We start from the raw sequence: 25,234 nt of genomic DNA, 5'->3' as shown, positions 1-25,234 counted from the left end.
CCATGGCAAAGCTGCAATGGGGCATGATCGGCGGCGGTGAAGGCAGCCAGATCGGACCGGCTCACCGGCTCGGAGCCGGGCTGGACGGGCTTTTCGACTTCACCGCGGGCGCGCTCGATCACCGGCCTGAAGAAGGACGTGATTACGGCAAGCGTCTAGGCTTGGGCGACCGCGCCTACGGCTCGTGGCAAGAGATGTTGGAAGGCGAGCAAAAGCGCGACGACCGCATCGACCTTGTCACCGTCGCCACGCCCAACGCCACCCACTACGAGATCACCAAAGCCTTCCTCGAAGGCGGTTTCCACGTGCTCTGCGAAAAGCCGATGACCATGACCGTCGAGGAAGGGCAAGAGATCGTCGAAATCGCCCAGAAAACCGGCAACATCTGCGCCGTGAACTACGGCTACACCGGCTACTCCCTTGTCCGGCACATGCGGGCCATGATCGCACGCGGCGACATCGGCAAGGTGCGGCTGGTGGTTGCTGAATTCGCTCATGGTCACCATGCTGACGCGACGGACGCGGACAACCCCCGCGTCCGATGGCGCTATGACCCGGCACAGGCGGGGGTGTCCGCGCAGTTTGCCGATTGCGGCATCCATGCGCTGCACATGGCCTCCTTCGTCACAGGGCAAGACGTCGAGAAACTGAGCGCCGATACGGTGTCCTGCATCGACGTGCGCACGCTGGAAGATGACGCCATGGTCAACTTCCGCATGGACGGCGGGGCCGTTGGACGACTTTGGACCTCCTCCGTGGCCATCGGGCGCCAGCATGGGTTAGGCATTCAAGTCTTTGGGGAAACAGGCGGTCTGAGGTGGAGCCAGGAGCAACCAAACCAGCTTTACTATATGCCGCTGAATGAACGCCTGCGGGTGATCGAACGGGGCGAGGCGAACCTGTCACCAGAGGCAGATCGCACAACCCGTGTCACCATCGGCCATGCCGAGGGAATGCCGCTTGCGTTTGCCAATATCTATACCGATCTGGCCGAAGCAATCTGCGCACGCAAAGAGGGTCGGTTGATGGACCCGGCAGCGAACCTTTACCCGCGCGCTGAGGACGGGCTGCGGTCAATGGCTGCCGTGTTCGCGGTGGCTGAAAGTGGCAAGCAGGACGGCGCGTGGCTGGATGCGCGGCCACCGATGTTTCGATAGGCTGAACAGTCGGCATGCGGTTACCCCTGGGGTGACCGCAACACATTGCCTACCAAAGTGAATCTGTCTCCACCTCACAGTGGACACCGTGCCGGACCCAGTGCAGGCGATGCTTGGGCGCATGGAGAGATGCCTTAGCGGCGTAGCTTGTCTTTTGCCCGGTGATAAAGGTTCCGGTTGGCATCAACGAACTGTCTGATGAAGGGCGCAAACAAACGTCTTTCACGCCCCTTGAGATAAAAATACCCACTGACGGCGCCGATGATCGCCCCGATGCCATTTACAATAAGATCGCCCATCGTGTCGTCGAGGCCACTTTTCTGCATGTTGAGACCAAAGATCGAGTCCATCGCATACTCGAAAATCTCCCACAGACTGCCGACCGTCACGGCAAGGCAGAAGGACAGAAACGCGATGGCGACCGGCGGCGCAGCATAGCGATCACCTTCGAACAACATGAAAATGAACAAGAAACCAATCAAACCGAACCCGATGGCCGAGGACCCATGCAGAGCTAGGTCCCACCACCAGACACGCTCATAGAAGCCAAACGCCTCACCCATGAAAATGGAACCACTGATGAAGAGTGTCGTGGCAATCAGAAAGGGAAAAGGCACGGTAATGGAGTATCGGGAAGCCAGAAAAAGTGGTGCCATACAGAGCCCAAGCGTCAACAGAGCGACAAATGCCAGTTCCCAAAAGCCGACGACAAGAGCAACAAGGGACGCCGCAAGCAGGACACCCCATAGGATCAACAAGATAGGGTTTTGGTTTCTGAGCCGGTCCATGGGCCTATTCTTTTTCAAATATCACTACATACGTAAGCACCATGGCCGAGCTTAGCATCCCCCCGACACTGCGTTTTGCCAGTTATAATATTCGCAAGGCGCGCGGACTGGATGGCCAACGAAATCCGGGCCGCATCCTAGACGTTCTGAACGAGCTGGGCGCTGACGTCATAGCATTGCAGGAAGCTGACAGAAGGCTGGGCGATAGACCCGCAGCGTTGCCGTTCCGCATGATCGAGACAGACACCGACTTTGAGGTTCTGCCAACTGCGCAAAACGACGTCAGCCTAGGCTGGCACGGGAATGCCATTCTCTTACGCAAGGGGATTGAGGCGGCTGGTGTAAAACGGATCGACCTGCCCGGGCTCGAGCCGCGTGGTGCGGTCTATTTTGAAGTTGATCTCGGCCCCTTGTCGGTTGCCGTCATGGGTGCCCATCTTGGCCTCATGCGTCGGCACCGGCGGCTTCAACTCGAGAGATTGGCCACGCAAGTTCAGGACGTCGATGACGCGATTATCCTGGGCGATTTCAACGAATGGTCCGCCCGGAGGGGGCTAGAACCGTTGACGCCGAAATTTACCGTTCTAAGCCCCGGCCAGTCTTTTCACGCAGCACGTCCGGTCGCTGCGTTGGATCGCATCGCGCATTCCAGCGCCATCAAGGTAGCCGACGCGGGTGTCGACCAAGGGAAACTGGCAAAGCTCGCGTCGGATCACCTGCCCATCTGGGCAGATCTAATGCTGCCAAGGCCGTCGTTGTCCGCGAAGGCCTGACCGGGTAAGCCGCTTTGTACCCGACGCAATCGGCCAGACAGCCACTTCATCGGGTCGTTCGCTCAGTCAGGTCAAAACCGGGCGCAAGGTGCCACGCTCAACCACATGGCAATCGAAGGTCAGGGATTGTGCCACGGTTTCCGCGCCATCCAGCATCGCTTCGACCAGATCGACAGAAGTGCGAACGATGTCGTCAATCGGGTTGTGAATCGTCGTGAGGTCAATCAACTCCCACGCAGCCATTTCCATGTTGTTGAGGCCAAGGATACCGACGTCATCCGGAACAGACAGCCCAGCATCTTTGATCGCCGACAATGCGCCGATGGACAGCACATCGTCGCCACAGAAGTATGCCTCGGCTGGCCCCATGGAGAGAAGGCGCGCCATCTCATCCCTGCCCGCACTAAACGAGTAGGCAGCAGCATAGCTGACCGAAAGCGACATCTCGGGGTGGCGCCCCAGCTCCTCAACGAAACCGGTGTGGCGGTCGCGGGTTGAGGTGGCACTGAGGGGTCCGGCCAAGAACCCGACCCGCCTGTAACCGCGCCTGATCAACTCTCGCGCAGCGATCCGACCAGCCTCAATATTGTCGATGCCAAGTACGTTTATCTTCGGCGCGTCCGTGAGGCGGCCAAAGGAATGAACCACACGCATGCCCGCTTCGTGAAAGCTTTCAGCAAAGCTGACGGGCAGCGTAGAGGACGCCACGATCACCGCGTCCACAGAGTATTGCTGAAGAAGGCGGACAGAGTTCGACGGGTCGGTTTCGTCCGAAAGATTGACCAACAAAGGTCGCAGGCCGCGCTTCTGCAATTCGCGCGTAACGAGATCGAACACTTCCAAGAAGATCGGGTTGTGGAAGTTGTTGGAGATCACGCCGACCAGCTTGGTCCGGCCCGTTGTGAGGGATGAGGCCAGAGCATTGGGACTATAGCCCAACTCAGCCGCGGCCTTTTCAACCTTTTCCCGCGTTTTGCCACTGATCGACGCGCCAGGTGTGAAACAGCGGGACACAGCAGAGCGAGACACACCTGCCCGTTGGGCCACATCCTTAAGCGTCACAGCCATAGATCAGACCCTCGCACCGACTTGGTCGCCGTCCGGGCCGCACCCAAGGTCGCACACCTCTTCAGGCCGCGTCCTCGTACCCTTCCTGCGTCTTGGCGCCGGTGATGTAGGCGACCACGTCTTGGCCATCAGTGTCTTCCTTGCGTAGGTTCGCGCAAATGCGTCCGCGCCGGAAAACCACGATCCGGTCCACCAAGTCAAACACCTGCCGCATGTTGTGACTGACCAGGATCAGCGGTTCGCCCGCTTCTTTCAGCGTTCGGATGATGTTTTCAACCTGCGCCGTTTCCTGCACGCCCAGCGCCGCAGTTGGTTCATCCATGATGGTGAGCCGCGAGTGGAAGGTGGCCGTCCGCGCAATCGCTACGCATTGCCGCTGTCCACCAGACATGTTGCGGATGGTGTTGCGGATATTGGGAATTTTCACAGCCGTCTTTTCGAGCCCGTCCATCGTGGCTTGCCGCATCGCCTTGTAGTCGAGCAGGCGAAAAGGTCCGAGCCAATCCAGTTTGGTCTTTTCGCGACCTAGGAACAGATTGTCGGGTACGTCCAGGTCGTCCGCCAGGGCAAGCGTTTGGAACACTGTTTCAATGCCTGCCTTACGGGCATCAAGTGGGCCGTCGAATTCTACCGGTTCGCCGTAGAACAGAATATCACCCCGCGTGCGTTGTTCTACCCCGGTGATCTGGCGGACAAAGGTAGACTTGCCCGCTCCGTTGTCGCCCATGATCGCCACGTGCTCCCCCTTTTTCAGGGTGAAGTTCGCGTCGTTGAGTGCGTGCACCCCACCATAGTGTTTGGTAAGACTCCGCGTTTCGAGAACTATGTCGTCGTTCATGGTGCTTCCCCTCAACTTCGCGATGCCGCGCGTTCCTGCCGGACCTTGTCCAGCACGACCGCGCCAATGATGATCCCACCCATTGCCATTAACTGGTAGAAGGCGTCGAGCTTGATGTAAGTGAACCCTGACTGGATGACCCCGAACACCATGGCGCCCAGCACGGTGCCGATGATGGACCCACGCCCGCCCGTCAGGCTAACGCCGCCGATCACAGCCATGGCAATGGCGTAGAGTTCGTAGAAAATGCCCATGCCAGACTGCGCCGTCAGGTTCTTTGAACTCAGCACGATGGCAGCAAAGGCCGCAAGCATCGAAGCGATCATATAGACCATCACCTTGTGCCGTTTGACGTTGATGCCCGACATCCGAGCGGCATCCTCATTCGAGCCTATGGCGTAGGTGTGTTTGCCGTAGACGGTGTATTTCAGGATGAAATGGAACAGTATGGCCAATGCAATAAACAGATACACCGGCATCATACCCTTGCCGATCAGTGCGTAGCTCTCGGTGGGGAAAGACACCGGCTGCCCGCGTGTCCAAGCCTGTGCGATGCCACGGCAGATTAGGAACATACCCAGTGTCGCGATAAAGGGCGGGATGCGGGTGTACGCGATCAGACTGCCGTTTATGGCCCCGATAAAGGCCCCGAAACTGAGCCCGACAATCAATGGGATGATAAGCGGCAAGTCAAAGGCCCAGTCGCCAAACACCGCCTTGGGATTTGGACCGCCATTGACCAACTCTGTCTGTGCAAAGGACATCACGATCATAGCCGTTGCCCCGACAAGGGGGCCGGAGCTGAGGTCGATGCCGCCTGAGATGATCACTTGCGTCACCCCCAACGCGATGATCCCGATGATCGCAACTTGAAGAATGATGATGCGCAGCCGCGCTTCGTTGAAAATACTGTCGAAGCGGTCGCGTGTATCGAACAGAAAGCTTTGCCCGTTCATGTAGGGCAGCAACTGGCCCGCCGCCTCGAACGCGAAGATGATCAGGATCAGCGCAAAAAAGATATTGAGTTCGTTCGGCCAGGCGCGCTTTCTGGCGTCAAATGTCAGCCCGCCGGTGCCCTGCGTTGCGTCGGCCATGGATGCCTCCAGTTTGAGCGGTCCATCGGGCCGCTTCTTTTGTCAGGGTAAGTCTGTCAGGCGGCACATGAGTACCGCCTGACCTGTTCACTAGCTTAGTTCAGGAAATCGGACACGTTGTCAGGTGTGACCAGCTTGAAGGGGATGAAGACTGTTTTATCAACATCGTCTCCGGCCGCCAGTTTGATGGCCGTATCGATCGAGCCTGCGCCTTGACCAGCAAGATCTTGGAACACCGTTACGTCCATATCACCCGCCTGCATCGAAACCAGGGCGTCTGGGGTGGCGTCCACCCCGCCCACTTCAACGTCGTCCATCGAGATGCCCGAGGCTTTCATCGCCTGGATCGCGCCGATTGCCATTTCGTCGTTGTTGGCGAAAACAGCGTCAAACGGCTCGCCCGAAGAAATCCAGTTGGTCATCAAGTCTTGCGCCTGATCGCGCGACCAGTTTGCGGTTTGCTTGTCGATAAGGGTGATGAAGTTGCACATGTCCATACCCAGAACGTCCTCTACGTCCTTGGAACGCTGAACGGCGGCCTGGTTCGAAAGCTGGCCCATCAGCATGTATGCTGTTGCACCACCTGACTTACCTGCTGCGCGCAGGTTCTTGCAGATTTCAAAGGCCTTCAGCGTACCGGATTCGATCTCGTTCGACGCCACAAAAGCCTGGCCTTCGGGCAACGTGTCCATGTTAACGGGCTGACGGTTCACATAGACCATCGGCACACCTGCGGCTGCAGCGGCTTGGCTCATCGCCTCGGTCGCGTTGGTGTCGACCGCATTCACGATGATCGCATCCACGCCTGACGCAATGAAGTTGTTGATCTGATCAAGTTGGCGCGCAACGTCGTCCTGCGCGTCTTCCATGATCAGTTCAACACCGTCCAGCGTTTCAATATGATCGGTCATACCATTGCGCATAATCGTCAGGCCGTTATCGTCAAAACGGGCCACCGACACGCCAATGGTTTCGGCCATCGCCGTGCCACCCATCAGCATCGCCAGCGCGCCTACTGTCACAAATTTCTTCATGGTTTCCTCCCAAGTTGCGTGTCCGGATCACGCCATTTTTGCCGGACCGCCGACCGAAAACCGTCTCTCCTCGGACTGAGTCCCCGGCTGGCAACGACCGCGATGATAGGCGAGTCGCTGCATTTTGCAACCGGTTGCATTCAAAATTTGGATGAAGGGCAATCCCCGCAAATACGAGGCTAACCGCAACTGGTGGCAAGGATGCGGCTGATTTCTTTCAATGAACGCCCCGATTGGTCCACCCAGGCGTTCATTGCTTCCTGAACCGCCTTCATCGCCGATTTTGAGGTCGGCGGCTTGTCAATCACGCCTTCAGCGATCAAGCGCGCAGTGACATCGCGCGACAGAATGTAACCGTCCACGCCCATAAATCGGAGAAAGTATTGCCCTGTTGTTCCGCCCAGCCGCGATCCTTCTTTCTTGAGGAGATCCAAAAGGCCTGCAAAATCGTCTGAAGGCCAGTGGCCGACCATTTTGCCAAAGTTGCCATGGATCGTAGCTTGTTCCTGAATAAAGACAGCGTTCTGCTGTACAGACCGGATTTTTTGCGGGTAACGAATAATGGCTTTGTTTGCACAAAGCTCATCAAACCAATCCTCGCTCATCATGGCGCAGCGTCCCACATCGAAACCATAAAAAGCCTCTTCGAAGCCGGGCCACATACGCTCCACGACCTTCCAGTTGAACCCTGCCTGAAAAATGGAGCGTGTCATTTCGTCAAGCCAACGGTGATCAGGGATCTCCGATAGGACATCCGGTTCAACCGGCGGCTCAAAACCGGCAAACACAATATCTTCACTGCCTTTGCGATCTGCGCTGATGGCAAGAATGTCGTCCAGGGTGCGCATAAACCATCTCCTTTTTCATTGTGCAGCCCAAAGATAAACGCCGGTGCAAATTGCCGGGTAGACGTAATTCCGCTTTGGGGTGGTGCGCAAATGAATGCACTAGGCACACACCGCAGCCAGGCAGTTTGCGCGCGCAAAGTTTTTTTTCTATCGTTCATCTGACGTGAGTCCGACGCATTGTCTGGCAGGGCGTAGGACGGAGTGCGAAATGGGCGAACGCAAGATCAGGAACATGGAAGAGTTCGCCTCGGTCAGCGGCATCTCTCGTCCGACTGTGTCCAAGTACTTCAACGACCCGACCAGCGTTCGCGCATCCACGCGTGCACGGATTGAGGCGGCCATCGAACAATACGACTATCGCCCGAATATCTACGCGATGAATCAGAACCGGCAATTGACCAAGAATATCGGTATTGTTGTGCCATACCTTGCCGACCCGTTCTTTGGCGAGATCGTTCGTGTCATCGAAATGCGGTGTATCGAAGCTGGGTTTTCTCCCTCTCTTTTCAGCTCACACGGTGAGCCGGAGCAAGAAAAGGATATTCTGGATACGCTGCGGTCTCTCAAACCTGCTGGCGTGTTATTGGCGCCTCTCGGGCGACTATCGGACAAATCCGCGATCGAAACTTTTTGCCGCGATGTGCCTACGGTCTTGTTTGACAGCAACATTGATGGGATGGGCGAAGCATTTGTAGGGTCCGACAACTACAGCTTCGTTTCGCAAACCGTGGAATATCTAAGCCGAACAGGCGAACCGCCGTGCTTTTTTGAAATGAAGCACCCGGCCAACCCGAACGCAAACAAACGCCGTCGTGCCTATCTGGATATGATGGAACGACTGCAACTGGAGCCACATGTGATGCAGGTGGATGGCTCCGGCTGGGCGTTTGAAGAGATCGGACGCAAAGGAGCACATGATATTCTCAACAGGCAAGCGCTGCCCACCAACACGGTTCTGTGCAGCAATGATCGTCTGGCCATCGGATTTCTGTCGGCCTGTTTCGAGATCGGTTACAAGGTCGGACGCAGCACCGGTGACGACCTGCGCGTTGCGTCGCACGACGATCATCCGTTCTCACGTTACACCTGCCCGTCCCTTACGACAGCAGCGCATGATTACGGCAGCGTGTCGGGCCATGCGGTAGAGACATTGTTCCGTCTGATCGAATCAGGAGGACGGTTCCAAAGGCGGGAAGAAACGCTGTTCTCGGCGCGCTTGATCATGCGGGACTCTGCCTAAAGCCTTGGTTTCCAGCGCTTTGACTGAAATCTTTACGCGCGTAAAAAATAAATTGACGCGGCGATAAGTCTGCGGATAGCGTTTGCTGTGTAACATCCAATAATAGGGAGGAGTCGGATGTACTTGAAGAACGCACTGCGTGCGGCGACAGCATTGTCGCTTGTCACGGCAACGGGCGCACTGGCAGACGGCCATGCAAAGTCGCTCACCATCGCGATCGTGAACAACGGTCACATGATTAACATGCAGAAAGTTGCGGAAGCCTACACCGAAGAAACGGGCGTCGCACTTGAATGGGTTTCGCTGGAGGAGGGCGTGCTGCGCGAGCAGGTCACATCCGACACAGCAACCGGTGGCGGCCAGTACGACATCATCAACATTGGCATGCAGGAAGCACCAATCTGGGGTCAAGCCGGCTGGATCGAGCCGTTGGACTTCAGCGACGCATACGATGTCGATGACATCTTGCCCGCAATGCGCGAAGGCCTGAGCTACGACGGGCAGCTCTATGCCGCACCGTTCTATGGCGAAAGCTCGATGGTGATGTACCGCAAGGACCTGGCCGATGCGGCTGGCGTCACGATTGCGGACAACGACAGCTGGGAAAACGTGAAAGCTGCTGCTGCTGCGATGCACGACCCCGACAATGGCATCTACGGTGCATGTTTGCGCGGCAAGCCGGGTTGGGGCGATAACGCCGCCTTTATCACGACTGTTGCCAACTCGTTCGGCGCGCGCTGGTTCGACGCAGACTACAAACCGCAGCTCGACTCGCCCGAGTGGAACGCGGCTGTCAGCTTCTATGTTGACCTGCTCAGCAACTACGGCCCTCCCGGTTCGGAAGGCAACTCGTTCAACGAAATCCTCGCCCTCTATAACGAAGATAAGTGTGGCCTGTGGATCGACGCGACAATCGCGGCTTCTTTCCTAGAGAACCCGAATGTCGCTTACGCACAGTCGCCAAATGCCGGTAACCCGGTTGGTGCGAATTGGCTGTGGGCATGGGCGATGGCTGTACCCGCCGGAACTGAAAATGCAGAAGAGGCAAAAGCCTTCATCGAGTGGGCTACTTCCAAAGACTACGTGAAGGCCGTTGGCACCCACCCAGACTTCGGCTGGGACAAGGTTCCGACAGGTCAGCGCGCATCGACCTACGAGATCCCTGAATTCCAGGCCGTGGCGAAGTTTGCAGCAGCCGAGATGGCCGCAATCGACTCCGCCGCCCCCGGTGCAACCGATCTGAAGCCCTACGTTGGCGTCCAGTTCGTTGCGATCCCGGAATTCCCGGAAATCGGTAGCGCCTTTGGCCAAGAAATGTCGGCCGCACTGTCGGGCGCCAAGTCGGTCGAAGACGCATTGGCTGCGGCACAAGAAGTCGCAGACTCGGTCATGCGCGAAGCAGGTTACTACTAGGTCTTCCCAGACTTAGCGGGGGCCCGCCCAACCGGGCCCCCCAGCTAACCCGGCCTATGGTCCATCGGGGTTACTCAAGCCCCACAATCGCCTAGGCTGGCACTCGTAAATTGCAATCAACATCCAACGGAATCGCTGAACACGCGCGATGCTAGGGACTAGGGTTATGTCTGACAGAAAGCTTCCCCGCCTCCTTCAAACACCGGCTGTCGTGCTGTTGTTGATCTGGATGCTGGTTCCCCTGAGCTTAACGCTCTACTTCTCTTTCATCCGCTACGTTCTGAACAACCTGCGTCGGCCGGAGTGGACCACACCAAGCTTCAGCAACTGGCGTGGCTTCGGTAACTACGAATTTGTTCTGAATTCCAAGGACTTCCTGTTTGCAATTCAGAACAGCCTGCTGATCGTCGGAAGTATCTTGTTCCTGACCGTTATCCTGGGCGTGCTCATCGCCGTCATGATCAACCGGGCTTTTCCTGGCCAAGGGATTGTAAGGGTTCTGCTGATCTCGCCCTTCTTCGTAATGCCCGCCGTGAATGCCGTTTTGTGGATCAACATGATCCTTGATCCGGTACTGGGTTTGCAGGGTCTTGCCGTGAACGGCATCAATGACCTGATCGCGTCATTGCAAGGGGCACCGGGTATCGGCTGGTTCTTCTCACTATGGCCTGACGTTGCACCCATCTCTTTCCGGGCCACTCAGACATCGGCCTACGCTGTAATCATTATGGTGACGTGGCAGTGGACACCCTTTGCGGTCCTGATTTTCATGACCTCACTGCAATCCGAAGATCAGCAGCAGAAGGAGGCCGCCGTTCTTGATGGCGCTGGCGCGCTCTCTCAGTTTCGCTTTCTCACCCTGCCCCACCTTGCGCGGCCCATCGCAATCGTGGTGATGATCCAAGCAATTTTTCATCTGTCGCTTTACGCCGAGATCGAGATCGTAAGCCGCGGCAACGGCAACAAGAACCTGCCCTATCTGATTGGCGAGTTCGCCAACAACAACATCGGTGCGGCCAGCGCTACCGGTATCTTTGCCGTCATCCTTGCCAACATTGTTGCCATCTTCCTGCTGCGGATGATCGGCAAGACATTGATGGAGTAAATCCCATGGCCATTGTTGCAACCAGCACCAAATTCAGCATCTATGGACGGCCCGTTCTGGCCTGGATCGTGGGTCTGATCTTCTTCTTCCCGATCTTCTGGCTGGTACTCACAAGCTTCAAGACGGACGCGGACGCGGTGAAGCCCGAGTTCCTGATCTTCTTCACGCCGACGCTCGATAACTATCTAAACATGACAGAGAACTATGACTATTGGCGCTTTGCGACCAACTCGGTCATCACATCGGTCTTTGCTACAGTCTTTGCACTGGCCGTCGGCATTCCCTGTGCCTATGCCATGGCGTTCAATCCATCGCGGGCAACCAAAGACGTCCTGATGTGGATGCTGTCGACCAAGATGCTACCCGCCGCCGCGGTGCTGTATCCAATGACGTTCCTGACCAAGAGCTTGGGCCTGTTTGACACGCATTTCATGGTGATCGTAGTGCTGATGCTGATCAACCTGCCCATCGTGGTCTGGATGCTGTTCACCTACTTCAAGGAGATTCCCAAGGACATCATTGAAGCAGGCCAGATGGATGGTGTGAACACCTGGGGCGAGGTCAAGGAAATCCTGATCCCACTGGCTTGGGGTGGCATCGCCTCAACCGCGCTGCTTTGTTTCATCTTCTGCTGGAACGAAGCGTACTGGACGGTTCGCCTGACGACGACCGAGGCTGCCACCCTGTCCAAACTCATCGAAGGCAACCGCGCACCCGAAGGTCTGTTCTTCGGCCGGTTGTCTGCCGTATCCGCCGCCGCAGTTGGCCCGATCATCGTGCTGGGCTGGTTCTGTCAAAAACAACTGGTCCAAGGGCTCACCTTTGGCGCCGTGAAATAGGAACGCCCGCGCTCAAGTAGCAAAGCGGTAGCGCATGAGAGGAAAACCAATGGGACGTATCGTACTTGAAAACGTGACCAAGAGCTTTGGGGATGCCCAGGTGATCCCCCCCTTGGACCTGGCCATCGAGGATGGCGAGTTCGCGGTATTTGTTGGCCCCTCGGGCTGTGGCAAGTCTACACTCCTGCGCCTGATCGCGGGCTTGGAGGAGACGACATCGGGTAAGATCCAGATTGATGGCGAAGACGCAACGCAGGTGCCGCCATCAAAGCGCGGGCTGGCGATGGTGTTCCAGTCCTACGCCCTGTATCCGCACATGACAGTGCGCAAGAACATCGCCTTTCCCCTGCGGATGGCAAAGATGGACCAGGCCGAAATCGACAAGAAAGTCGAAGGGGCCGCCAAGATCCTGAACCTTGTTGATTATCTCGAGCAGAAGCCGGGGCAACTCTCTGGCGGGCAACGCCAGCGGGTTGCCATCGGCCGTGCCATCGTGCGTGAACCGGCGGCGTTCCTGTTTGATGAACCCCTGTCAAACCTGGATGCGGCGCTGCGCGTCGGTATGCGGTTGGAAATCTCAGAACTGCACAACCGTCTGAACACAACGATGATCTACGTGACCCACGACCAGGTCGAAGCCATGACCATGGCCGACAAGATCGTGGTACTGCGCGCAGGTAACATCGAACAGGTCGGCTCGCCGCTAGATCTCTATCATACTCCGCGCAACGTCTTTGTGGCCGGTTTCATCGGTTCGCCCAAGATGAACATTATCGATGGCCCCGAAGCGGAAAAACTGGGGGCGACCTCGATCGGGTTCCGGCCTGAACACACGGATGTCAGCACCACCGAAGGCAAGTGGAAAGGCCGGGTCGGCGTGGCCGAGCATCTGGGGTCCGACACGTTCATCCACGTGCACGACACCGGGCTCGCTGACATGATCACTGTGCGCATCGCCGGAGACATCGCGGTGACGCATGGCGATGACATCTATCTCACGCCGCAGATGGACAAGCTGCACAAGTTCGGCGCTGATGGATTGCGCATGGCATGACACGATTGGCGGGTAAATCGGCACTGATCACCGGGGCCGCGCGTGGCATTGGTCGCGCCTTTGCCGAAGCGTATTTGCGCGAGGGCGCGCGTGTGGTCATCGCCGATATCGACACCGAACGGGCGGCCGAAACGGCATCTCAACTGGGGAATGGTGCGTTTTCGGTACATTTGGACGTGACGGATCAGGCCAGCATTGATGCAGGCCTTGCCGCTGCTATCGAACATGTTGGTGTTATCGACATTCTGATCAACAACGCGGCCATCTTCTCTGCCGCTCCGATTACTGAAATCACGCGCGACGACTATCAGCGCGTGTTCGACATCAATGTCACGGGCACGTTATTCACTCTACAGGCCATAGCACGCCACATGATCGACACGGGGACCAAAGGGGCGATCATCAACATGGCAAGCCAGGCCGGGCGGCGGGGGGAACCTTTGGTTGCGGTTTACTGCGCGACCAAGGCCGCCGTTATCTCGCTGACCCAATCTGCCGGGCTGAACCTGATCCAGCACGGCATCAACGTGAACGCCATAGCGCCGGGTGTGGTGGATGGCGAACACTGGGATGGGGTCGATGCGTTCTTTGCCAAATACGAGGGCAAAGCACCGGGGCAAAAGAAGAAGGAAGTGGGCGACGCCGTTCCCTATGGCCGTATGGGGACAGCCAAGGATCTGACCGGCATGGCCGTGTTCCTTGCCAGCGACGAGGCCGAATACATCGTCGCCCAATGCTACAACGTTGATGGCGGACAATGGATGAGCTGATGGCAGATGGTTCAGAAAGACGGCACGCCGTACCACTCACGGACGCGGCGCTTGCAATGCTGCCCAGCGGCGTCCTGAGCCCGACATACGACCGGTCGATGCTGCGGCCCGGCATTGTCCACATAGGCGTTGGCAATTTTCATCGGGCGCACCAGGCGTGGTATCTGCACCGGCTCATGCAGGCCGGTTTAGCGCAGGACTGGGCAATCATTGGCGCAGGTGTGCGCCCAGGTGATGCTATCATGCGGGAAAAGCTGCTGGCGCAAGACTGTCTGACAACGTTGGTTGAGCTTGACCCAAGTGGGACCTCTGCCGAGGTGGTCGGATCCATGATCGACTTCCTGCCGGTTGAACCTGACAACGCCAATCTGATTGCGGCGATGTCCAACCCGAATGTCCGGATCGTCGCCATGACCGTCACCGAGGGTGGCTACTATGTCGATCCCAAGACTGGCGGACTCGACCTCACGCATCCGGACATCGTGCACGACGTTGCTCACCCGGATTCCCCCTGCACTGCGTTTGGCGCGATTGTTGCAGCGCTGTCAAAACGCAAGGCCGCCGGCCATGGGCCATTCACCAGCCAAAGTTGTGACAACCTTCAGGGGAATGGCGATATCCTTCGAACGATTGTCGTATCACTGGCCCGCGCAACGGACGAGGATTTGGCGGACTGGCTCGAAACCCATGCCACATTCCCCAACTCAATGGTGGATTGCATCGTGCCTGCCACTGGCGCTGACGAAATTGCGCTCGCCGCCCAGCTTGGTATCAATGACGCAGCGCCCGTGACCCATGAAAACTTCCGACAGTGGGTGATCGAAGATGCATTCTGTGCGGGTCGTCCGGAGTGGGACAAGGCTGGTGCCATCTTTACGGACCAGGTTCATGCATACGAAGCAATGAAGATCCGCATCCTTAACGCAGGTCATCAGGTGCTGGCCAATGCAGGTGAGTTGTTGGGACTGGCAACCATCGCCGATTGCATGGCCCACCCGACCCTGCGCAGGTTTTTCCGCAAGGTGCAGATGGACGAAATAGTGCCTCATGTCGCCGAAGTGCCCGGGTTTACGCCAGCGGCTTACGTTGACCTAATTGAACCGCGGTTTGCCAACAATGCCATCCGGGACACCACACGCCGCGTAGCCTTTGACGGCTCATCCCGCCACACCGGCTTTGTCTTGCCGATCCTACGGGATGCCATTCAGGCAAACGGCGCCATTGCCGGGCTCAGCCTTGTCGAGGCGCTTTGGGCCCGCATGTGCGCCGGCACACGCGAAGACGGAAGTGCAATTGAAAGCAATGATCCGCATTGGGAAACCCTGACCATTGCCGCCCAAAAGGCAAAGACCAACCCCCAAGCATGGCTGGCACAAACCCAATACTATCAGGAGCTGGCTCAGGTCCCCGATTTCAGCCAGCAGTTTGAGACATGGTTGCGCCTGATCTGGTCAGACGGGGTCGAGGCGGCGCTCAACGCATACACTGCGTAAAGCGCCTGACCGTTCCTATTTTAGCAAGGCCTGCGCCGCATCTGCGGTAAGCGGCTCGGGCCTTTCACAAGTGGTGGTCAGCGTAACCATTTCGCCGCGTTCCCCGGCCTCAAGGATCGAGGTCATCACATCCACGGCGTGCAGGGCCAGTTCTAGCGAGCAGCGATGTGGTCGATCCGCATTCATCGCCGCAGCCATGTCGGCCAGCCCGGCAGTGCGGTAATTGGCCTTTGCAACGCCGTTGTTTTCTTGATTGGGAATTCCGAATGGGTGCGTCTCCGTTTCAAGAGCGGTCGTCTCGCCCTCGGCACTCACGATCTCAACTTCCCCCGAAAACCAGTTGGGATCAGGCAGGAACATGCTGCCCGACGTTCCATAAAGCTCCATATGCCCATGCCGGTGCGCCCAAACATCCCACGACGTCGACAAAGTGATGCTTGCCCCGGAATGGAAGTCCAGCAATGCATGGATGTTGGTCGGTGTCTTGACCGGAATCACTTCGCCACGGCGCGGTTCGGACAGGATGGTTCTTGTGTCTGCAGGTGTTGTGGTCAGCGCACCGACCCGACGCACCGGACCAAGCAACTGGATCAGGTTGGTCACATAGTATGGGCCGATATCCAGCATTGGCCCGGCACCCGGCAGGAAGAAGAAGTCCGGGTTCGGATGCCAATGCTCCATCCCATGGCTCATCACATGTGCTGTGCCCGCGACCACATCCCCAATCTGGCCCGCATCCAATGCCGCTCGCGCCGTCTGATGAGCTCCGCCCAGGAATGTGTCCGGCGCAGAGCCGATGCGCAGGTTCTGCGCTGCTGCCAACGTACGAAGTTCCTCGCCCTGCGCTTGGGTCAGCACGATCGGCTTCTCTGAATAGGCGTGCTTACCTGCCTGCAGGATCGCACGCGTCACCTCGAAATGCGCGTCGGGGATTGTGAGGTTCACAACGATGTCGATGTCGTCCGCCGCCAAAAGATCCTCTACAGTGTGCGCGCGAACATCGAATGCTACTGCCTGCGCATTGGCCGCTTCGATGTTGAGGTCCGCAACCGCACGCACCTCCAGCCCTTTGAACAGGGGCGCGAGCGTCAGATAGGCGGTCGAGATGTTACCACATCCAATGATTCCAATGCCTTGCATCGAAGTCTCCCTTAAAATGTCTGTGTGGCGTCGAACGCACGTTGCGCAAAACGGCGGTGGTCGCTGGGGTTGTCGTGTTCCATCACGAAATGTCGCGTGCCTGCAGCTCGCAGCGATTGGAAGAGCGATGACCAATCCATGATCCCATGCCCCACATCGGCCCAGCCATCTTCGTCTTGGGCCTCACCGTCAGGCGCAATGTCTTTGAGATGCGCAATCGCGATCCGCGATCCGTACTTTGCAACGGGGATCATTGGATCGGCACCCGCGCGCACGGCCCATGCGACGTCATACTCAAACAACACGGTGGGCGCGCTTTCGAGGATCAGGTCCATTGGCAGCGGCCCGTCGGCAAGTGGTACGAATTCGAAATCATGGTTGTGATAGGCAAGTTTCAAACCGGACTTCGACAGCTCCTGCGCGACCGCAGCCAGCCGCTGCCCAAAGGCGCGCCACCCGTCAGCCGTAGTCGGGCGGTCATCCGGCTGAATGTATGGAATGACGATCGTTTCGATCCCGAAACGCGACGCGAGCTGCGCCACGGCACCGGGATCTTTTTCACACATATCAAGACCAACATGGCAACTGGGCATCGCCAGCCCGTGTGCTTGCAACCCACGTTCAAGCGCATCGACTCCTGCACTGTCCGCGAGTAACGCGCTGTAGCCTTCAACATGCGCATATCCGATCTCGGCCAGCATCTTGAGCGTATCCTCAAGCGGCGGAAACAGGCGGGAACTGTAGAGCTGGTAAGACAATGCGGTCATGTCGGTAGCCTTTCATATATGGTGAGTGGCGGAATGAAGATCACGGATTGTGAATTCCGTGGTGACGCTCGGGTCAGCCGGCGTGAACTCTATGGTGACAGGTCGGCCCGGCAGCAGATCAAAGGCGTTGTCGCTGAAACGTCCAGGCATGTCCGCCTCGACGGCAACGTACAGGGCAAGCGCGGCGGACGTCAGCGTGACGGCATATTGGCCGTCCTGTTCAGTAATTTCGGTCGAGATACTGGCGGGTCCGAGCTTATACGCCTTGTAAGGGCGCGCCGCGAAGTGATCGGATTGACGCGGCCTGTCATTCGCGGCCCAATCAAACATCAGTATCTCGTCATCGTTCAGAGCGGCTCGCGGAACAACAAGTGCTGAAATGGCGGTGTCGACGCAGGCTTCGACAGATGCTGTCCCTACGTTCCGCATCCGACCATCCATGGACACAGCAAAGGCTTCGACCTCTACCTGCGCGGCGTCGGGCTGATCGTTTACGACAAGCAGTTCCACACCGTCTGCGGTGGGAACGGCCGACACAATGACATCGGCATAGAAACGACGCGCGACGTGGTGCAGCAGTTTCCAACCCCCGCCGTGATCCAGACTGGACCACGAACACACAGGCCAGGTGTCATTCAGCTGCCAGTACAGTGCGCCCATGCAATGCGGCTTTAGGCTGCGCCAATGGGTTACTGCAGTCTTGATCGCGAGCGCCTGCTGGACCTGGCTGAGATAGACGAAGTTCTCGAAACCAACCGGAAAACGGAAATAGCGGAACATCGTCTCGGCAATCCGCGCGTTGCCGCCTGCGTTCTTCTGATGGCTCTCCATCACTGGGGCGGCAATGTTGAAATCAGCGGGACCGGCAAAGCGCCGGATCACGTCCATGGATGGATAGGATTGGAACCCGAATTCGGAACAAAACCTTGGCGACACATCACGGTAGTGATCAAAGTCCCGCCCTTCGTGCCAAACGGACCAGAAATGCATGTCGCCGGACCGGTCATCATGCCACGCGTCACCAAAGCTCATCGGGCCCGGCGATGGGCTGGACGGCCACCAGATGGCATGCGGTGCGGTCTCTCGCAGAGCTTTCTCAAGTGTTCTGTTCAACCGGTCGTATGCAACGAGATAGCGATCACGATCTTGCCGGCTTTCTTCGTACCAGTTCAACGCACCCAGCAATTCGTTGTCGCCACACCACAATGCAATGCAGGCATGGTGGTTCAGACGCGCAACCTGTTCGCGCACCTCGGCGTCTACAGCTGCCAGAAAGTCATCAGTCGCCGGGTAGAGGTGGCACGCAAACATGAAGTCGTGCCAGACCAGCAGGCCCAACTCATCGCACAGGTCATAAAACCAGTCAGGCTCGTACCGGCCACCACCCCAAACCCGGATCATGTTCATGTTGGCATCAACGGCCGACTGAAGCAGATCACGGCAGATGTCAGGCGTGATCGCAGATCCAAGAGCATCCGCCGGTATCCAGTTCGCCCCTTTCACAAAAACGGGGCGCCCATTCACATGCAGAGCAAAACCTGTGCCCGTCTCGTCCTTGGCGGTCACAAGCTGAACATCTCGAAAACCGATGCGGCGCGTTGCAGTCAGGTCGCCAACAGCCACTGTCAGCACATGCAGTGCCTGCTTGCCATGGCCAGCAGGCCACCAAAGCTCGGCGCTATCAAATTTCAGCGACACTGTTGCAGTGTTGGATATGACCGGTGCGCAGGCCTCCTGCCCACACAACGACACCCGCAGGTCTGCACCGTCGTCAATCCCTTCGGTCTGGACAGTCGCGGTGACCGTTGCCCCGGTCGCGTTATGATCTTGAGCAACCGCGATGGCGGAAATACGCGGCCCGTGCTGTTCCAACCGGATATCTCCGTACATGCCGAAGGGTGCGAGCGCAATGTTCCAGTCCCAGCCAAAATCGCACTCCGGTTTGCGCAGCATGTTGCCATGAGGGATAGGGCAATTGTCAGCCTGAAACGGCACTGGAAACGGTTGCGCATCGGCAAGCGCCTTGGCCGCGCGTGGCGCAGATCGAAAATGTAGCGTGATCACGTTTTCGCCCAGGATCAACGCTTCAGAGACGTCCACGCGATGTGTACGGAACATACTGTTGGCTTGCAGAACTGTCTGCCCGTTCAATGACACGTCAACAACCGTGTCCAGCATCGACAGGACCAGTGTCACGTTTCGTCCAGTGGCCTGGAACGTCCGGGTCAGCAGCCAGTCGCGGTCCGAAATCCAGCGCAGGTCATATTCATTCTGCCCCCAATAAGGATCGGGAATAATGCCCGCGGCCCGCAATGCACTGATCCCGTCGCCGGGCAGCGACATTGGCGCAGAATACTGACCCGTCTCGTCCGACAGGTGCCATTGGCCACTGAGGTCAAGCATGAAGCGTCAGAGCCTTTCCTCGGTCGACTTGTCGAACATGGACGCGCGCGCAGGATCGAAACCGATCAGGATGCGATCGCCCGTTGAAACGGCGGCTTGCCCATCCATACGGATCCGCAAAGGCACTCCGGCCAAGGTGGCCCATGCCAACGTGTCCGACCCCATCGGTTCAACGATGTCCACTGTCACTTCAGCCGTCACAGGCAAGTCTTTGGCGGCATCTCCGGACAGGATGTGCTCGGGCCTGATACCCAACCAGGCAGAGCCTCCTGTCGCGGCACCTTGGAACGCATAACCATCCAATGAAAACCGCTCTCCGCCGGTGGCGAAAGCACCTTGTTCAACCTCACCTTCGAAGAAATTGATCTCAGGACTCCCAATAAACCCGGCCACGTACTTGTTCCGCGGACGATTGTAGATCTCGGTCGGTGTATCCAATTGCTGGATGATCCCACCCTTCATGATTGCGATCCGGTCAGCGAGTGTCATCGCCTCGACCTGATCATGGGTCACATAGATCATGGTGTTTTTCAGGTTGTGGTGCAGGCGTTTGATTTCGACCCGCAGATCGGCACGGAGCTTGGCATCAAGGTTCGACAATGGCTCATCGAACAGGAACACGTCCACGTCACGAACCAAGGCCCGCCCAATGGCGACACGCTGACGCTGTCCCCCGGACAGAGCGGCTGGCTTGCGATGCAAAAGCGGCTCGATTTGCAACACCTCGGCAGCACGCGCGACACGCTTTTTGATCTCGGCCTTGGCCATTCGCGCGTTTTTGAGGCCAAAGGACAGGTTCCCCTCGACCGTCATCTGCGGATAGAGCGCATAGGACTGGAACACCATGCCGATGCCTCGGCCTGACGGTTCCTCCCATGTGACATTGCGGTCGTTTATGTGGATTTCGCCATCGGTAGGATCCAGCAGCCCCGCAATGCAGTTCAACAAGGTGGATTTCCCGCAGCCCGACGCGCCCAGCAGCACAAGGAACTCGCCCTCGGGAATGTCGATGTTGAGGTTGTCCAGCACCGTCAGCGCGCCGAATTTCAGGGTCAGGTCTTTGACAAGTACAGAAGTCATGGATCAGCCTTTCACCGCGCCAGCGGCGATGCCCCGAACAAACAGCTTGCCGGAAGCGAAGTAGATGATGAGGGGGACAAGACCGGTCAGCAGAGTGGCGGCCATGTTGACGTTGTATTCCTTAACGCCCTGCACCGAGTTGACGATGTTGTTGAGTTGCACGGTCATCGGATAATCGGCGGGTTTGGTATAGATCACGCCGAACAGGAAATCGTTCCAGATGCCCGTGACCTGCAGGATGATTGCCACCACGAAGATAGGCAGGGACATGGGAAGCATGATGCGGAAGTAAATCCCCCAGAACCCGGCCCCATCGACGCGGGCGGCTTTGAACAGCTCCTCCGGCACCGAGGTGAAGTAGTTGCGGAACAAAAGCGTCAGGATGGGCATACCGAATACCGTGTGCACCATCACCAGCCCCCAGATGTTTCCGTACAGCCCCATCTCACGCAGGATGATCACAATCGGGTAGATCATCACCTGATAGGGGATGAAGGCCCCTAGGATCAGGATGGTGAAGAACACCTCGGACCCTTTGAACTTCCAATTTGCCAGCGCGTAGCCGTTCACGGATGCAATCGCGATGGACAGGATCACAGAGGGGATCAGGATCTGGACCGAATTCCAAAAGCCGCGGCTCAGCCCCTCGCAATTGATGCCCGTACAGGCTTCGGACCACGCCTTCACCCACGGCTGGTATGTGACCTCGACCGGTGGGGCAAAGATGTTGCCGATGCGGATTTCCGGCATGCCTTTCAGCGACGTGACAATCATCACATACAGCGGCAGAGCGTAGTACGCAGCGACCACGATCAGGGTGCCGTAAAGCATGATATTGGTTCGGGAAAAGCGGGGGCGGGGTTTTGGTCCGCGTGGGATCACAGCGTCAACCACGTTTCTTCCCTCCAAATTCTAAGTAGGCCCACGGGATCAGAATGACGATCACACTGACCAGCATCATGGTCGAGGCGGCAAAGCCCTGACCCAGATTCTGGGCGCGGAACATGTAGTTGATCACGTATTTTGCCGGCACTTCGGACGCGATGCCGGGACCGCCATTGGTCTGGGCGACGACCAGATCATAGATTTTGATGATGCCAGAGGCGATCAAGACCAGCGCCGTCACAAACACGGGGCGCATCATTGGAATGATGACGCGAATATAGGTTTTGACGGTACCGATGCCGTCAACGCGGGCGGCTTTCCAAATGTCTTCATCAATCCCGCGCAGACCGGCCAGCATAATCACCATGATCAGGCCTGTTCCCTGCCACAATCCCGCAATCAGGATGCCATAGATCACGATGTCGGGGTCATTCAGTGGATTGAAGGTGAAGCTTTCCCAACCCAGCGACCGCACGACACTCTGAACCCCCAGATCAGGGTTGAGGATCCATTGCCACGCCAATCCCGTGACCACAAAACTAAGGGCGAAAGGATAGAGGAAAATGGTGCGAAACACGTTTTCACCCCTGATCTTGCGATCCAGCAAAGCGGCCAGCGTAAACCCGATCACCAACGTGAAGATCATCGAGAAGAAACCGTAGACGGCCAGGTTTTCGATCGAGATCAACCAGCGCCGCGTGCTCCACAGCCGTTCATACTGGTCCAACCCGACAAAATTCATCTTGGGCAGCAGCTTGGACGACGTGAAAGAGTACAACACCGTCCACGCTGTCCCGCCGACAAAAACGACCAACGCCGTCAGGACCATCGGCACCGATGCAATCTTGGCCGACAGGTTGCGGAACAACCCGGAGGGCTTCCGCGCATTCGAAGAAGAAGACATGACACACCCCGTTACATGCAAATGTGCACCTGCCCGGAAACCCGGGCAGGTGGCTGGGAGGTGCGCCCTTACTCTGCGGACGCGATGATATCGGCGTAACGCTCCTGCGCGTCATCCGCCGACATGTCGGAGGTCCAGAATTCGGCCATCAGATCCTCGATCTGCGTTTGCGTGTCGGCCGTCAGGTTCATATCGCCCGAGGGCATGATCCCACCCGCCTTGAGGATATCGAGACCCTTTTGCATGCAGTCATTCGCAGCACTCAGATCCACATCGCCACGCACGGGCAGCGAACCTTTCTTAAGGTTAAAGGCCACCTGCACTTCGGGCGAGATCAGGGTGGAGGCCAGCGCCATCTGCGCTGCTTTCGTATCCTCGTTGTCGATGACAGGGAAATAGAACGCGTCGCCACCGGTATCGAGAATTTCGTTCACACCAAGACCCGGCAGGCACGTGTAATCCTCACCGGCAACTTTACCAGCCATCTGGAATTCACCCTGCGCCCAGTCGCCCATGATCTGAGCCCCGGCTTTGCCGGTGATCACCATGTTCGTCGCCAGATTCCAATCCTGTACGTTTGAGTTGGCGGCGAAGTTGCGCGCGTCGACTGCCGCTTCGAACACAGCAGCGTATTCCGGTCCGCGGGCGGCATCCGCATCCTTGTCGACCACAACTTTGCGCCATGCATCCAGACCCGCAATCGCAATGGTCATCACACCAAAGGCACCATTCTGCTGCCAGCCCTGCTGGCCCATGGCGAGAGGCACGATACCCGCCTCTTCCAGCTTGGGCGCGGCGGCGGCAAACTCGCTCCAGTCAGAGGGCACGGGTGTGTCGATCTTGGCAAAGGCGTCATGGCTCAACCAGATCCACTGCCACGAATGGATGTTCACGGGAACGCAATAGATGCGCCCTTCAAAGGTGCAGGCATCCAGGAGTGAGGACGGATTGACCAGATCCTTCCAACCTTCTGCCTCGGCCAGTTCTGTAAGATCGGTCATCAGACCAGCCTCGATCAATTCTTCGGCTTGGCGACCATGGTTCAGCTGCGTGGCCCCCATCGGGTCACCGCCCAGAATGCGGCTGATGATGATCGGACGGGCTGTGCCGCCAGACCCGGCAATTGCACCGTCAACCCACGTGTTGCCGGTCGCGTCAAACGCTTTTGCGAACTCGGCAACGGCCGCAGCTTCGCCACCCGATGTCCACCAGTGCGTCACTTCAAGTTCGCCGGCATGCGCCATGGACGCCGTGCACAGTGCAGCGGACGCCATCAGTTTTGCGATTATTTTCATATTGAGTCCTCCCTGACTTCTAAATCGTTATAGTAATTGCTACAACGATTTAGATTTTTCGATCAAGCTAGAATTTTGCTATGGCTCGAATTAATCATCGACGAATATGTAACGGGTTGATTCCGTTATGATTGAACGTGAGGCGACACAGGTCAGAATCGCGTTTGCGTACCGTAAGGGGGCCGGAATGAGCAAATCAGGCACATCGGAGACACCCAAAAAAATTGAACTTGCACCAGGTGAGCGACCGACGTTGAAAACAATTGCGCGGCTGTCTGGCCTTGCCGTTCCAACCGTGTCACGAGCCCTCGCCGATGCCCCCGATATCCGGCAAGATACAAAGACACGCATCCGCGACATCGCGAACCAGATCGGCTATCGCCCCAACCGCGCCGGCGTGCGCCTGCGCACCGGACGCACCAACGTGATCTCGCTCGTGATGTCGACCGAACACGACGCGATGAACAACACCGGGCGCCTGATTTCAGCTGTCACATCCGCCTTACGAGGCACGCCATATCACGTGATCATCACGCCCTACTTTCCCGATGAGGATCCGATGGTTCCCATCCGCTACATCGTCGAAACCGGATCGGCGGACGGGCTCATCATCAACCAGACCGAACCGGACGATGCCCGCGTGCGTTACATGTTGGAAAACAGATTTCCTTTTGTATCACACGGACGGACGGCCCTGTCCGAGCAGCATGCCTATTTCGACTATGACAACACCGCCTTTGGCTCATTGGCCATCAAAGCGTTGGCGGAACGGGGGCGGAAACATATTGCGATGCTGGCACCACCACAAACCCAAGGTTATGCACAGAACATGATAGAAGGCGCGCGTGCCGCCGCCTCGGATGAAGGTGTGCAGTTCTCTGTCATCGAAGGGGCAACATCACATAGCACCGTCCCGATTGTGGAACAGGCGATGACAACCTTGTTCCATCAAGCTGACCGGCCCGATGCCCTTATTGCACCCAGCATAGGTGGTTGTGTCACAATGGTTTCCGCGCTTGAAAGACTGGGGCTGGTGCTGGAACAGGACTTCGACATTGCCGCGAAAGAGGCAGTGAGTTTCCTACGCCGATTTCGGCCGGGCATTCTGGTGCTCGAGGAAAACGTGGACGAGGCCGGAGATTTCTTGGCCCGCGCACTCATGCACAGGATCAGCCATCCCGACGAGCCTCCCATGCAACGGTTGGTCTATCCAGACAACAGTGCATGGAAGGTAGACCGCTAGGCG

The 25,234-nt window shown here is 57.5% G+C and carries 23 protein-coding genes; 10 read left to right on the top strand and 13 right to left on the bottom strand.

Annotated features, from left to right (window positions below; genetic code table 11):
- Positions 1-2 precede the first annotated feature (2 nt).
- Entirely contained in the window at positions 3-1,157 is a 1,155-nt protein-coding gene (locus tag Q1A51_RS04645; RefSeq protein ID WP_299599379.1) for a Gfo/Idh/MocA family oxidoreductase, read from the top strand.
- A gap of 134 nt (positions 1,158-1,291) precedes the next feature.
- On the opposite strand, the gene Q1A51_RS04640 is transcribed toward Q1A51_RS04645, so the two are convergent.
- On the bottom strand, positions 1,292-1,945 hold the full coding sequence (locus Q1A51_RS04640; RefSeq protein ID WP_299201635.1) for a hypothetical protein: 654 nt from the start codon (positions 1,943-1,945) through the stop codon (positions 1,292-1,294).
- A 41-nt stretch (positions 1,946-1,986) separates the two neighbouring features.
- On the opposite strand from Q1A51_RS04640, the gene Q1A51_RS04635 reads away from it, so the two are divergent.
- Complete coding sequence (locus Q1A51_RS04635; protein ID WP_299599382.1) at positions 1,987-2,718, top strand: endonuclease/exonuclease/phosphatase family protein; 732 nt, start codon at positions 1,987-1,989, stop codon at positions 2,716-2,718.
- A 66-nt stretch (positions 2,719-2,784) separates the two neighbouring features.
- On the opposite strand, the gene Q1A51_RS04630 is transcribed toward Q1A51_RS04635, so the two are convergent.
- From Q1A51_RS04630 to Q1A51_RS04610, 5 genes are all read right to left on the bottom strand, one after another.
- Entirely contained in the window at positions 2,785-3,786 is a 1,002-nt protein-coding gene (locus Q1A51_RS04630; protein ID WP_299599384.1) for a LacI family DNA-binding transcriptional regulator, read from the bottom strand.
- 61 nt (positions 3,787-3,847) lie between these two features.
- Positions 3,848-4,624, bottom strand: a complete 777-nt coding sequence (locus Q1A51_RS04625; protein WP_299599386.1) for an ATP-binding cassette domain-containing protein — start codon at positions 4,622-4,624, stop codon at positions 3,848-3,850.
- A gap of 11 nt (positions 4,625-4,635) precedes the next feature.
- On the bottom strand, positions 4,636-5,718 hold the full coding sequence (locus tag Q1A51_RS04620; protein ID WP_299201619.1) for an ABC transporter permease: 1,083 nt from the start codon (positions 5,716-5,718) through the stop codon (positions 4,636-4,638).
- A gap of 95 nt (positions 5,719-5,813) precedes the next feature.
- Positions 5,814-6,752, bottom strand: coding sequence for a sugar ABC transporter substrate-binding protein (locus tag Q1A51_RS04615; RefSeq protein WP_299599389.1), 939 nt, complete (start codon positions 6,750-6,752; stop codon positions 5,814-5,816).
- A gap of 179 nt (positions 6,753-6,931) precedes the next feature.
- Positions 6,932-7,600: a DNA-3-methyladenine glycosylase I gene (locus tag Q1A51_RS04610; RefSeq protein WP_299599391.1), complete on the bottom strand. Its 669-nt coding sequence runs from the start codon at positions 7,598-7,600 to the stop codon at positions 6,932-6,934.
- Between the two features lie 208 nt (positions 7,601-7,808).
- Here Q1A51_RS04610 and Q1A51_RS04605 point away from each other — a divergent pair, with 208 nt between their 5' ends.
- From Q1A51_RS04605 to Q1A51_RS04575, 7 genes are all read left to right on the top strand, one after another.
- Positions 7,809-8,840, top strand: a complete 1,032-nt coding sequence (locus Q1A51_RS04605) for a LacI family DNA-binding transcriptional regulator (RefSeq protein WP_299599393.1) — start codon at positions 7,809-7,811, stop codon at positions 8,838-8,840.
- A gap of 117 nt (positions 8,841-8,957) precedes the next feature.
- Positions 8,958-10,253 (top strand): sugar ABC transporter substrate-binding protein, encoded by a 1,296-nt coding sequence (locus Q1A51_RS04600; protein ID WP_299599395.1) that lies wholly within the window; start codon positions 8,958-8,960, stop codon positions 10,251-10,253.
- Positions 10,254-10,419: 166 nt separating this feature from the next.
- The gene (locus tag Q1A51_RS04595) at positions 10,420-11,358 is read left to right on the top strand and encodes a sugar ABC transporter permease (RefSeq protein ID WP_299599396.1); all 939 of its coding nucleotides are present in this window, start codon (positions 10,420-10,422) and stop codon (positions 11,356-11,358) included.
- A 5-nt stretch (positions 11,359-11,363) separates the two neighbouring features.
- Positions 11,364-12,197, top strand: a complete 834-nt coding sequence (locus Q1A51_RS04590) for a carbohydrate ABC transporter permease (protein ID WP_299201601.1) — start codon at positions 11,364-11,366, stop codon at positions 12,195-12,197.
- A 49-nt stretch (positions 12,198-12,246) separates the two neighbouring features.
- Positions 12,247-13,251 (top strand): ABC transporter ATP-binding protein, encoded by a 1,005-nt coding sequence (locus tag Q1A51_RS04585; RefSeq protein ID WP_299201599.1) that lies wholly within the window; start codon positions 12,247-12,249, stop codon positions 13,249-13,251.
- Positions 13,248-14,021 carry an L-iditol 2-dehydrogenase gene (locus Q1A51_RS04580; RefSeq protein ID WP_299599397.1) on the top strand — a complete coding sequence of 258 codons (774 nt, stop codon included), beginning with the start codon at positions 13,248-13,250 and terminating at the stop codon, positions 14,019-14,021. The genes Q1A51_RS04585 and Q1A51_RS04580 overlap by 4 nt, the downstream gene beginning before the upstream one ends.
- Positions 14,021-15,514 carry a mannitol dehydrogenase family protein gene (locus tag Q1A51_RS04575; protein ID WP_299599398.1) on the top strand — a complete coding sequence of 498 codons (1,494 nt, stop codon included), beginning with the start codon at positions 14,021-14,023 and terminating at the stop codon, positions 15,512-15,514. The genes Q1A51_RS04580 and Q1A51_RS04575 overlap by 1 nt, the downstream gene beginning before the upstream one ends.
- A 15-nt stretch (positions 15,515-15,529) precedes the next feature.
- On the opposite strand, the gene Q1A51_RS04570 is transcribed toward Q1A51_RS04575, so the two are convergent.
- From Q1A51_RS04570 to Q1A51_RS04540, 7 genes are all read right to left on the bottom strand, one after another.
- Positions 15,530-16,654, bottom strand: coding sequence for a Gfo/Idh/MocA family oxidoreductase (locus tag Q1A51_RS04570; protein WP_299599399.1), 1,125 nt, complete (start codon positions 16,652-16,654; stop codon positions 15,530-15,532).
- An 11-nt stretch (positions 16,655-16,665) separates the two neighbouring features.
- Positions 16,666-17,421 carry a sugar phosphate isomerase/epimerase gene (locus Q1A51_RS04565; RefSeq protein WP_299599400.1) on the bottom strand — a complete coding sequence of 252 codons (756 nt, stop codon included), beginning with the start codon at positions 17,419-17,421 and terminating at the stop codon, positions 16,666-16,668.
- 12 nt (positions 17,422-17,433) lie between these two features.
- The gene (locus Q1A51_RS04560; protein WP_299599401.1) at positions 17,434-19,824 is read right to left on the bottom strand and encodes a glycoside hydrolase family 2 protein; all 2,391 of its coding nucleotides are present in this window, start codon (positions 19,822-19,824) and stop codon (positions 17,434-17,436) included.
- Positions 19,825-19,830: 6 nt separating this feature from the next.
- Positions 19,831-20,904, bottom strand: a complete 1,074-nt coding sequence (locus Q1A51_RS04555; RefSeq protein ID WP_299599402.1) for an ABC transporter ATP-binding protein — start codon at positions 20,902-20,904, stop codon at positions 19,831-19,833.
- Positions 20,905-20,907: 3 nt separating this feature from the next.
- Positions 20,908-21,735, bottom strand: coding sequence for a carbohydrate ABC transporter permease (locus tag Q1A51_RS04550; RefSeq protein ID WP_366141792.1), 828 nt, complete (start codon positions 21,733-21,735; stop codon positions 20,908-20,910).
- A 55-nt stretch (positions 21,736-21,790) separates the two neighbouring features.
- On the bottom strand, positions 21,791-22,693 hold the full coding sequence (locus Q1A51_RS04545) for a sugar ABC transporter permease (RefSeq protein WP_299201576.1): 903 nt from the start codon (positions 22,691-22,693) through the stop codon (positions 21,791-21,793).
- Between the two features lie 68 nt (positions 22,694-22,761).
- The gene (locus Q1A51_RS04540; RefSeq protein WP_299599403.1) at positions 22,762-23,988 is read right to left on the bottom strand and encodes an ABC transporter substrate-binding protein; all 1,227 of its coding nucleotides are present in this window, start codon (positions 23,986-23,988) and stop codon (positions 22,762-22,764) included.
- A 187-nt stretch (positions 23,989-24,175) separates the two neighbouring features.
- On the opposite strand from Q1A51_RS04540, the gene Q1A51_RS04535 reads away from it, so the two are divergent.
- Positions 24,176-25,231, top strand: coding sequence for a LacI family transcriptional regulator (locus Q1A51_RS04535; protein WP_299599404.1), 1,056 nt, complete (start codon positions 24,176-24,178; stop codon positions 25,229-25,231).
- Positions 25,232-25,234: the final 3 nt, after the last annotated feature.

The sequence above is a fragment of the uncultured Tateyamaria sp. genome (assembly GCF_947496075.1).
Taxonomy (GTDB): Bacteria; Pseudomonadota; Alphaproteobacteria; order Rhodobacterales; family Rhodobacteraceae; genus Tateyamaria.
Note: the sequence above shows the minus strand (reverse complement) of the source record. Positions and strands in the feature narration are given on the sequence as shown.

Excerpts from the sequence above, each read along its gene's own strand:
- Q1A51_RS04635 (WP_299599382.1), top strand. The coding sequence starts at position 1,987 with ATGGCCGAGCTTAGCATCCCCCCGACACTGCGTTTTGCCAGTTATAAT.
- Q1A51_RS04620 (WP_299201619.1), bottom strand. The coding sequence starts at position 5,718 with ATGGCCGACGCAACGCAGGGCACCGGCGGGCTGACATTTGACGCCAGA.
- Q1A51_RS04575 (WP_299599398.1), top strand. The coding sequence starts at position 14,021 with ATGGCAGATGGTTCAGAAAGACGGCACGCCGTACCACTCACGGACGCG.
- Q1A51_RS04585 (WP_299201599.1), top strand. The coding sequence starts at position 12,247 with ATGGGACGTATCGTACTTGAAAACGTGACCAAGAGCTTTGGGGATGCC.
- Q1A51_RS04605 (WP_299599393.1), top strand. The coding sequence starts at position 7,809 with ATGGGCGAACGCAAGATCAGGAACATGGAAGAGTTCGCCTCGGTCAGC.
- Q1A51_RS04625 (WP_299599386.1), bottom strand. The coding sequence starts at position 4,624 with ATGAACGACGACATAGTTCTCGAAACGCGGAGTCTTACCAAACACTAT.
- Q1A51_RS04565 (WP_299599400.1), bottom strand. The coding sequence starts at position 17,421 with ATGACCGCATTGTCTTACCAGCTCTACAGTTCCCGCCTGTTTCCGCCG.
- Q1A51_RS04595 (WP_299599396.1), top strand. The coding sequence starts at position 10,420 with ATGTCTGACAGAAAGCTTCCCCGCCTCCTTCAAACACCGGCTGTCGTG.
- Q1A51_RS04555 (WP_299599402.1), bottom strand. The coding sequence starts at position 20,904 with ATGACTTCTGTACTTGTCAAAGACCTGACCCTGAAATTCGGCGCGCTG.
- Q1A51_RS04535 (WP_299599404.1), top strand. The coding sequence starts at position 24,176 with ATGAGCAAATCAGGCACATCGGAGACACCCAAAAAAATTGAACTTGCA.
- Q1A51_RS04550 (WP_366141792.1), bottom strand. The coding sequence starts at position 21,735 with ATGCTTTACGGCACCCTGATCGTGGTCGCTGCGTACTACGCTCTGCCG.
- Q1A51_RS04540 (WP_299599403.1), bottom strand. The coding sequence starts at position 23,988 with ATGAAAATAATCGCAAAACTGATGGCGTCCGCTGCACTGTGCACGGCG.
- Q1A51_RS04610 (WP_299599391.1), bottom strand. The coding sequence starts at position 7,600 with ATGCGCACCCTGGACGACATTCTTGCCATCAGCGCAGATCGCAAAGGC.
- Q1A51_RS04590 (WP_299201601.1), top strand. The coding sequence starts at position 11,364 with ATGGCCATTGTTGCAACCAGCACCAAATTCAGCATCTATGGACGGCCC.
- Q1A51_RS04640 (WP_299201635.1), bottom strand. The coding sequence starts at position 1,945 with ATGGACCGGCTCAGAAACCAAAACCCTATCTTGTTGATCCTATGGGGT.
- Q1A51_RS04545 (WP_299201576.1), bottom strand. The coding sequence starts at position 22,693 with ATGTCTTCTTCTTCGAATGCGCGGAAGCCCTCCGGGTTGTTCCGCAAC.
- Q1A51_RS04560 (WP_299599401.1), bottom strand. The coding sequence starts at position 19,824 with ATGCTTGACCTCAGTGGCCAATGGCACCTGTCGGACGAGACGGGTCAG.
- Q1A51_RS04570 (WP_299599399.1), bottom strand. The coding sequence starts at position 16,654 with ATGCAAGGCATTGGAATCATTGGATGTGGTAACATCTCGACCGCCTAT.
- Q1A51_RS04600 (WP_299599395.1), top strand. The coding sequence starts at position 8,958 with ATGTACTTGAAGAACGCACTGCGTGCGGCGACAGCATTGTCGCTTGTC.
- Q1A51_RS04645 (WP_299599379.1), top strand. The coding sequence starts at position 3 with ATGGCAAAGCTGCAATGGGGCATGATCGGCGGCGGTGAAGGCAGCCAG.
- Q1A51_RS04580 (WP_299599397.1), top strand. The coding sequence starts at position 13,248 with ATGACACGATTGGCGGGTAAATCGGCACTGATCACCGGGGCCGCGCGT.
- Q1A51_RS04615 (WP_299599389.1), bottom strand. The coding sequence starts at position 6,752 with ATGAAGAAATTTGTGACAGTAGGCGCGCTGGCGATGCTGATGGGTGGC.
- Q1A51_RS04630 (WP_299599384.1), bottom strand. The coding sequence starts at position 3,786 with ATGGCTGTGACGCTTAAGGATGTGGCCCAACGGGCAGGTGTGTCTCGC.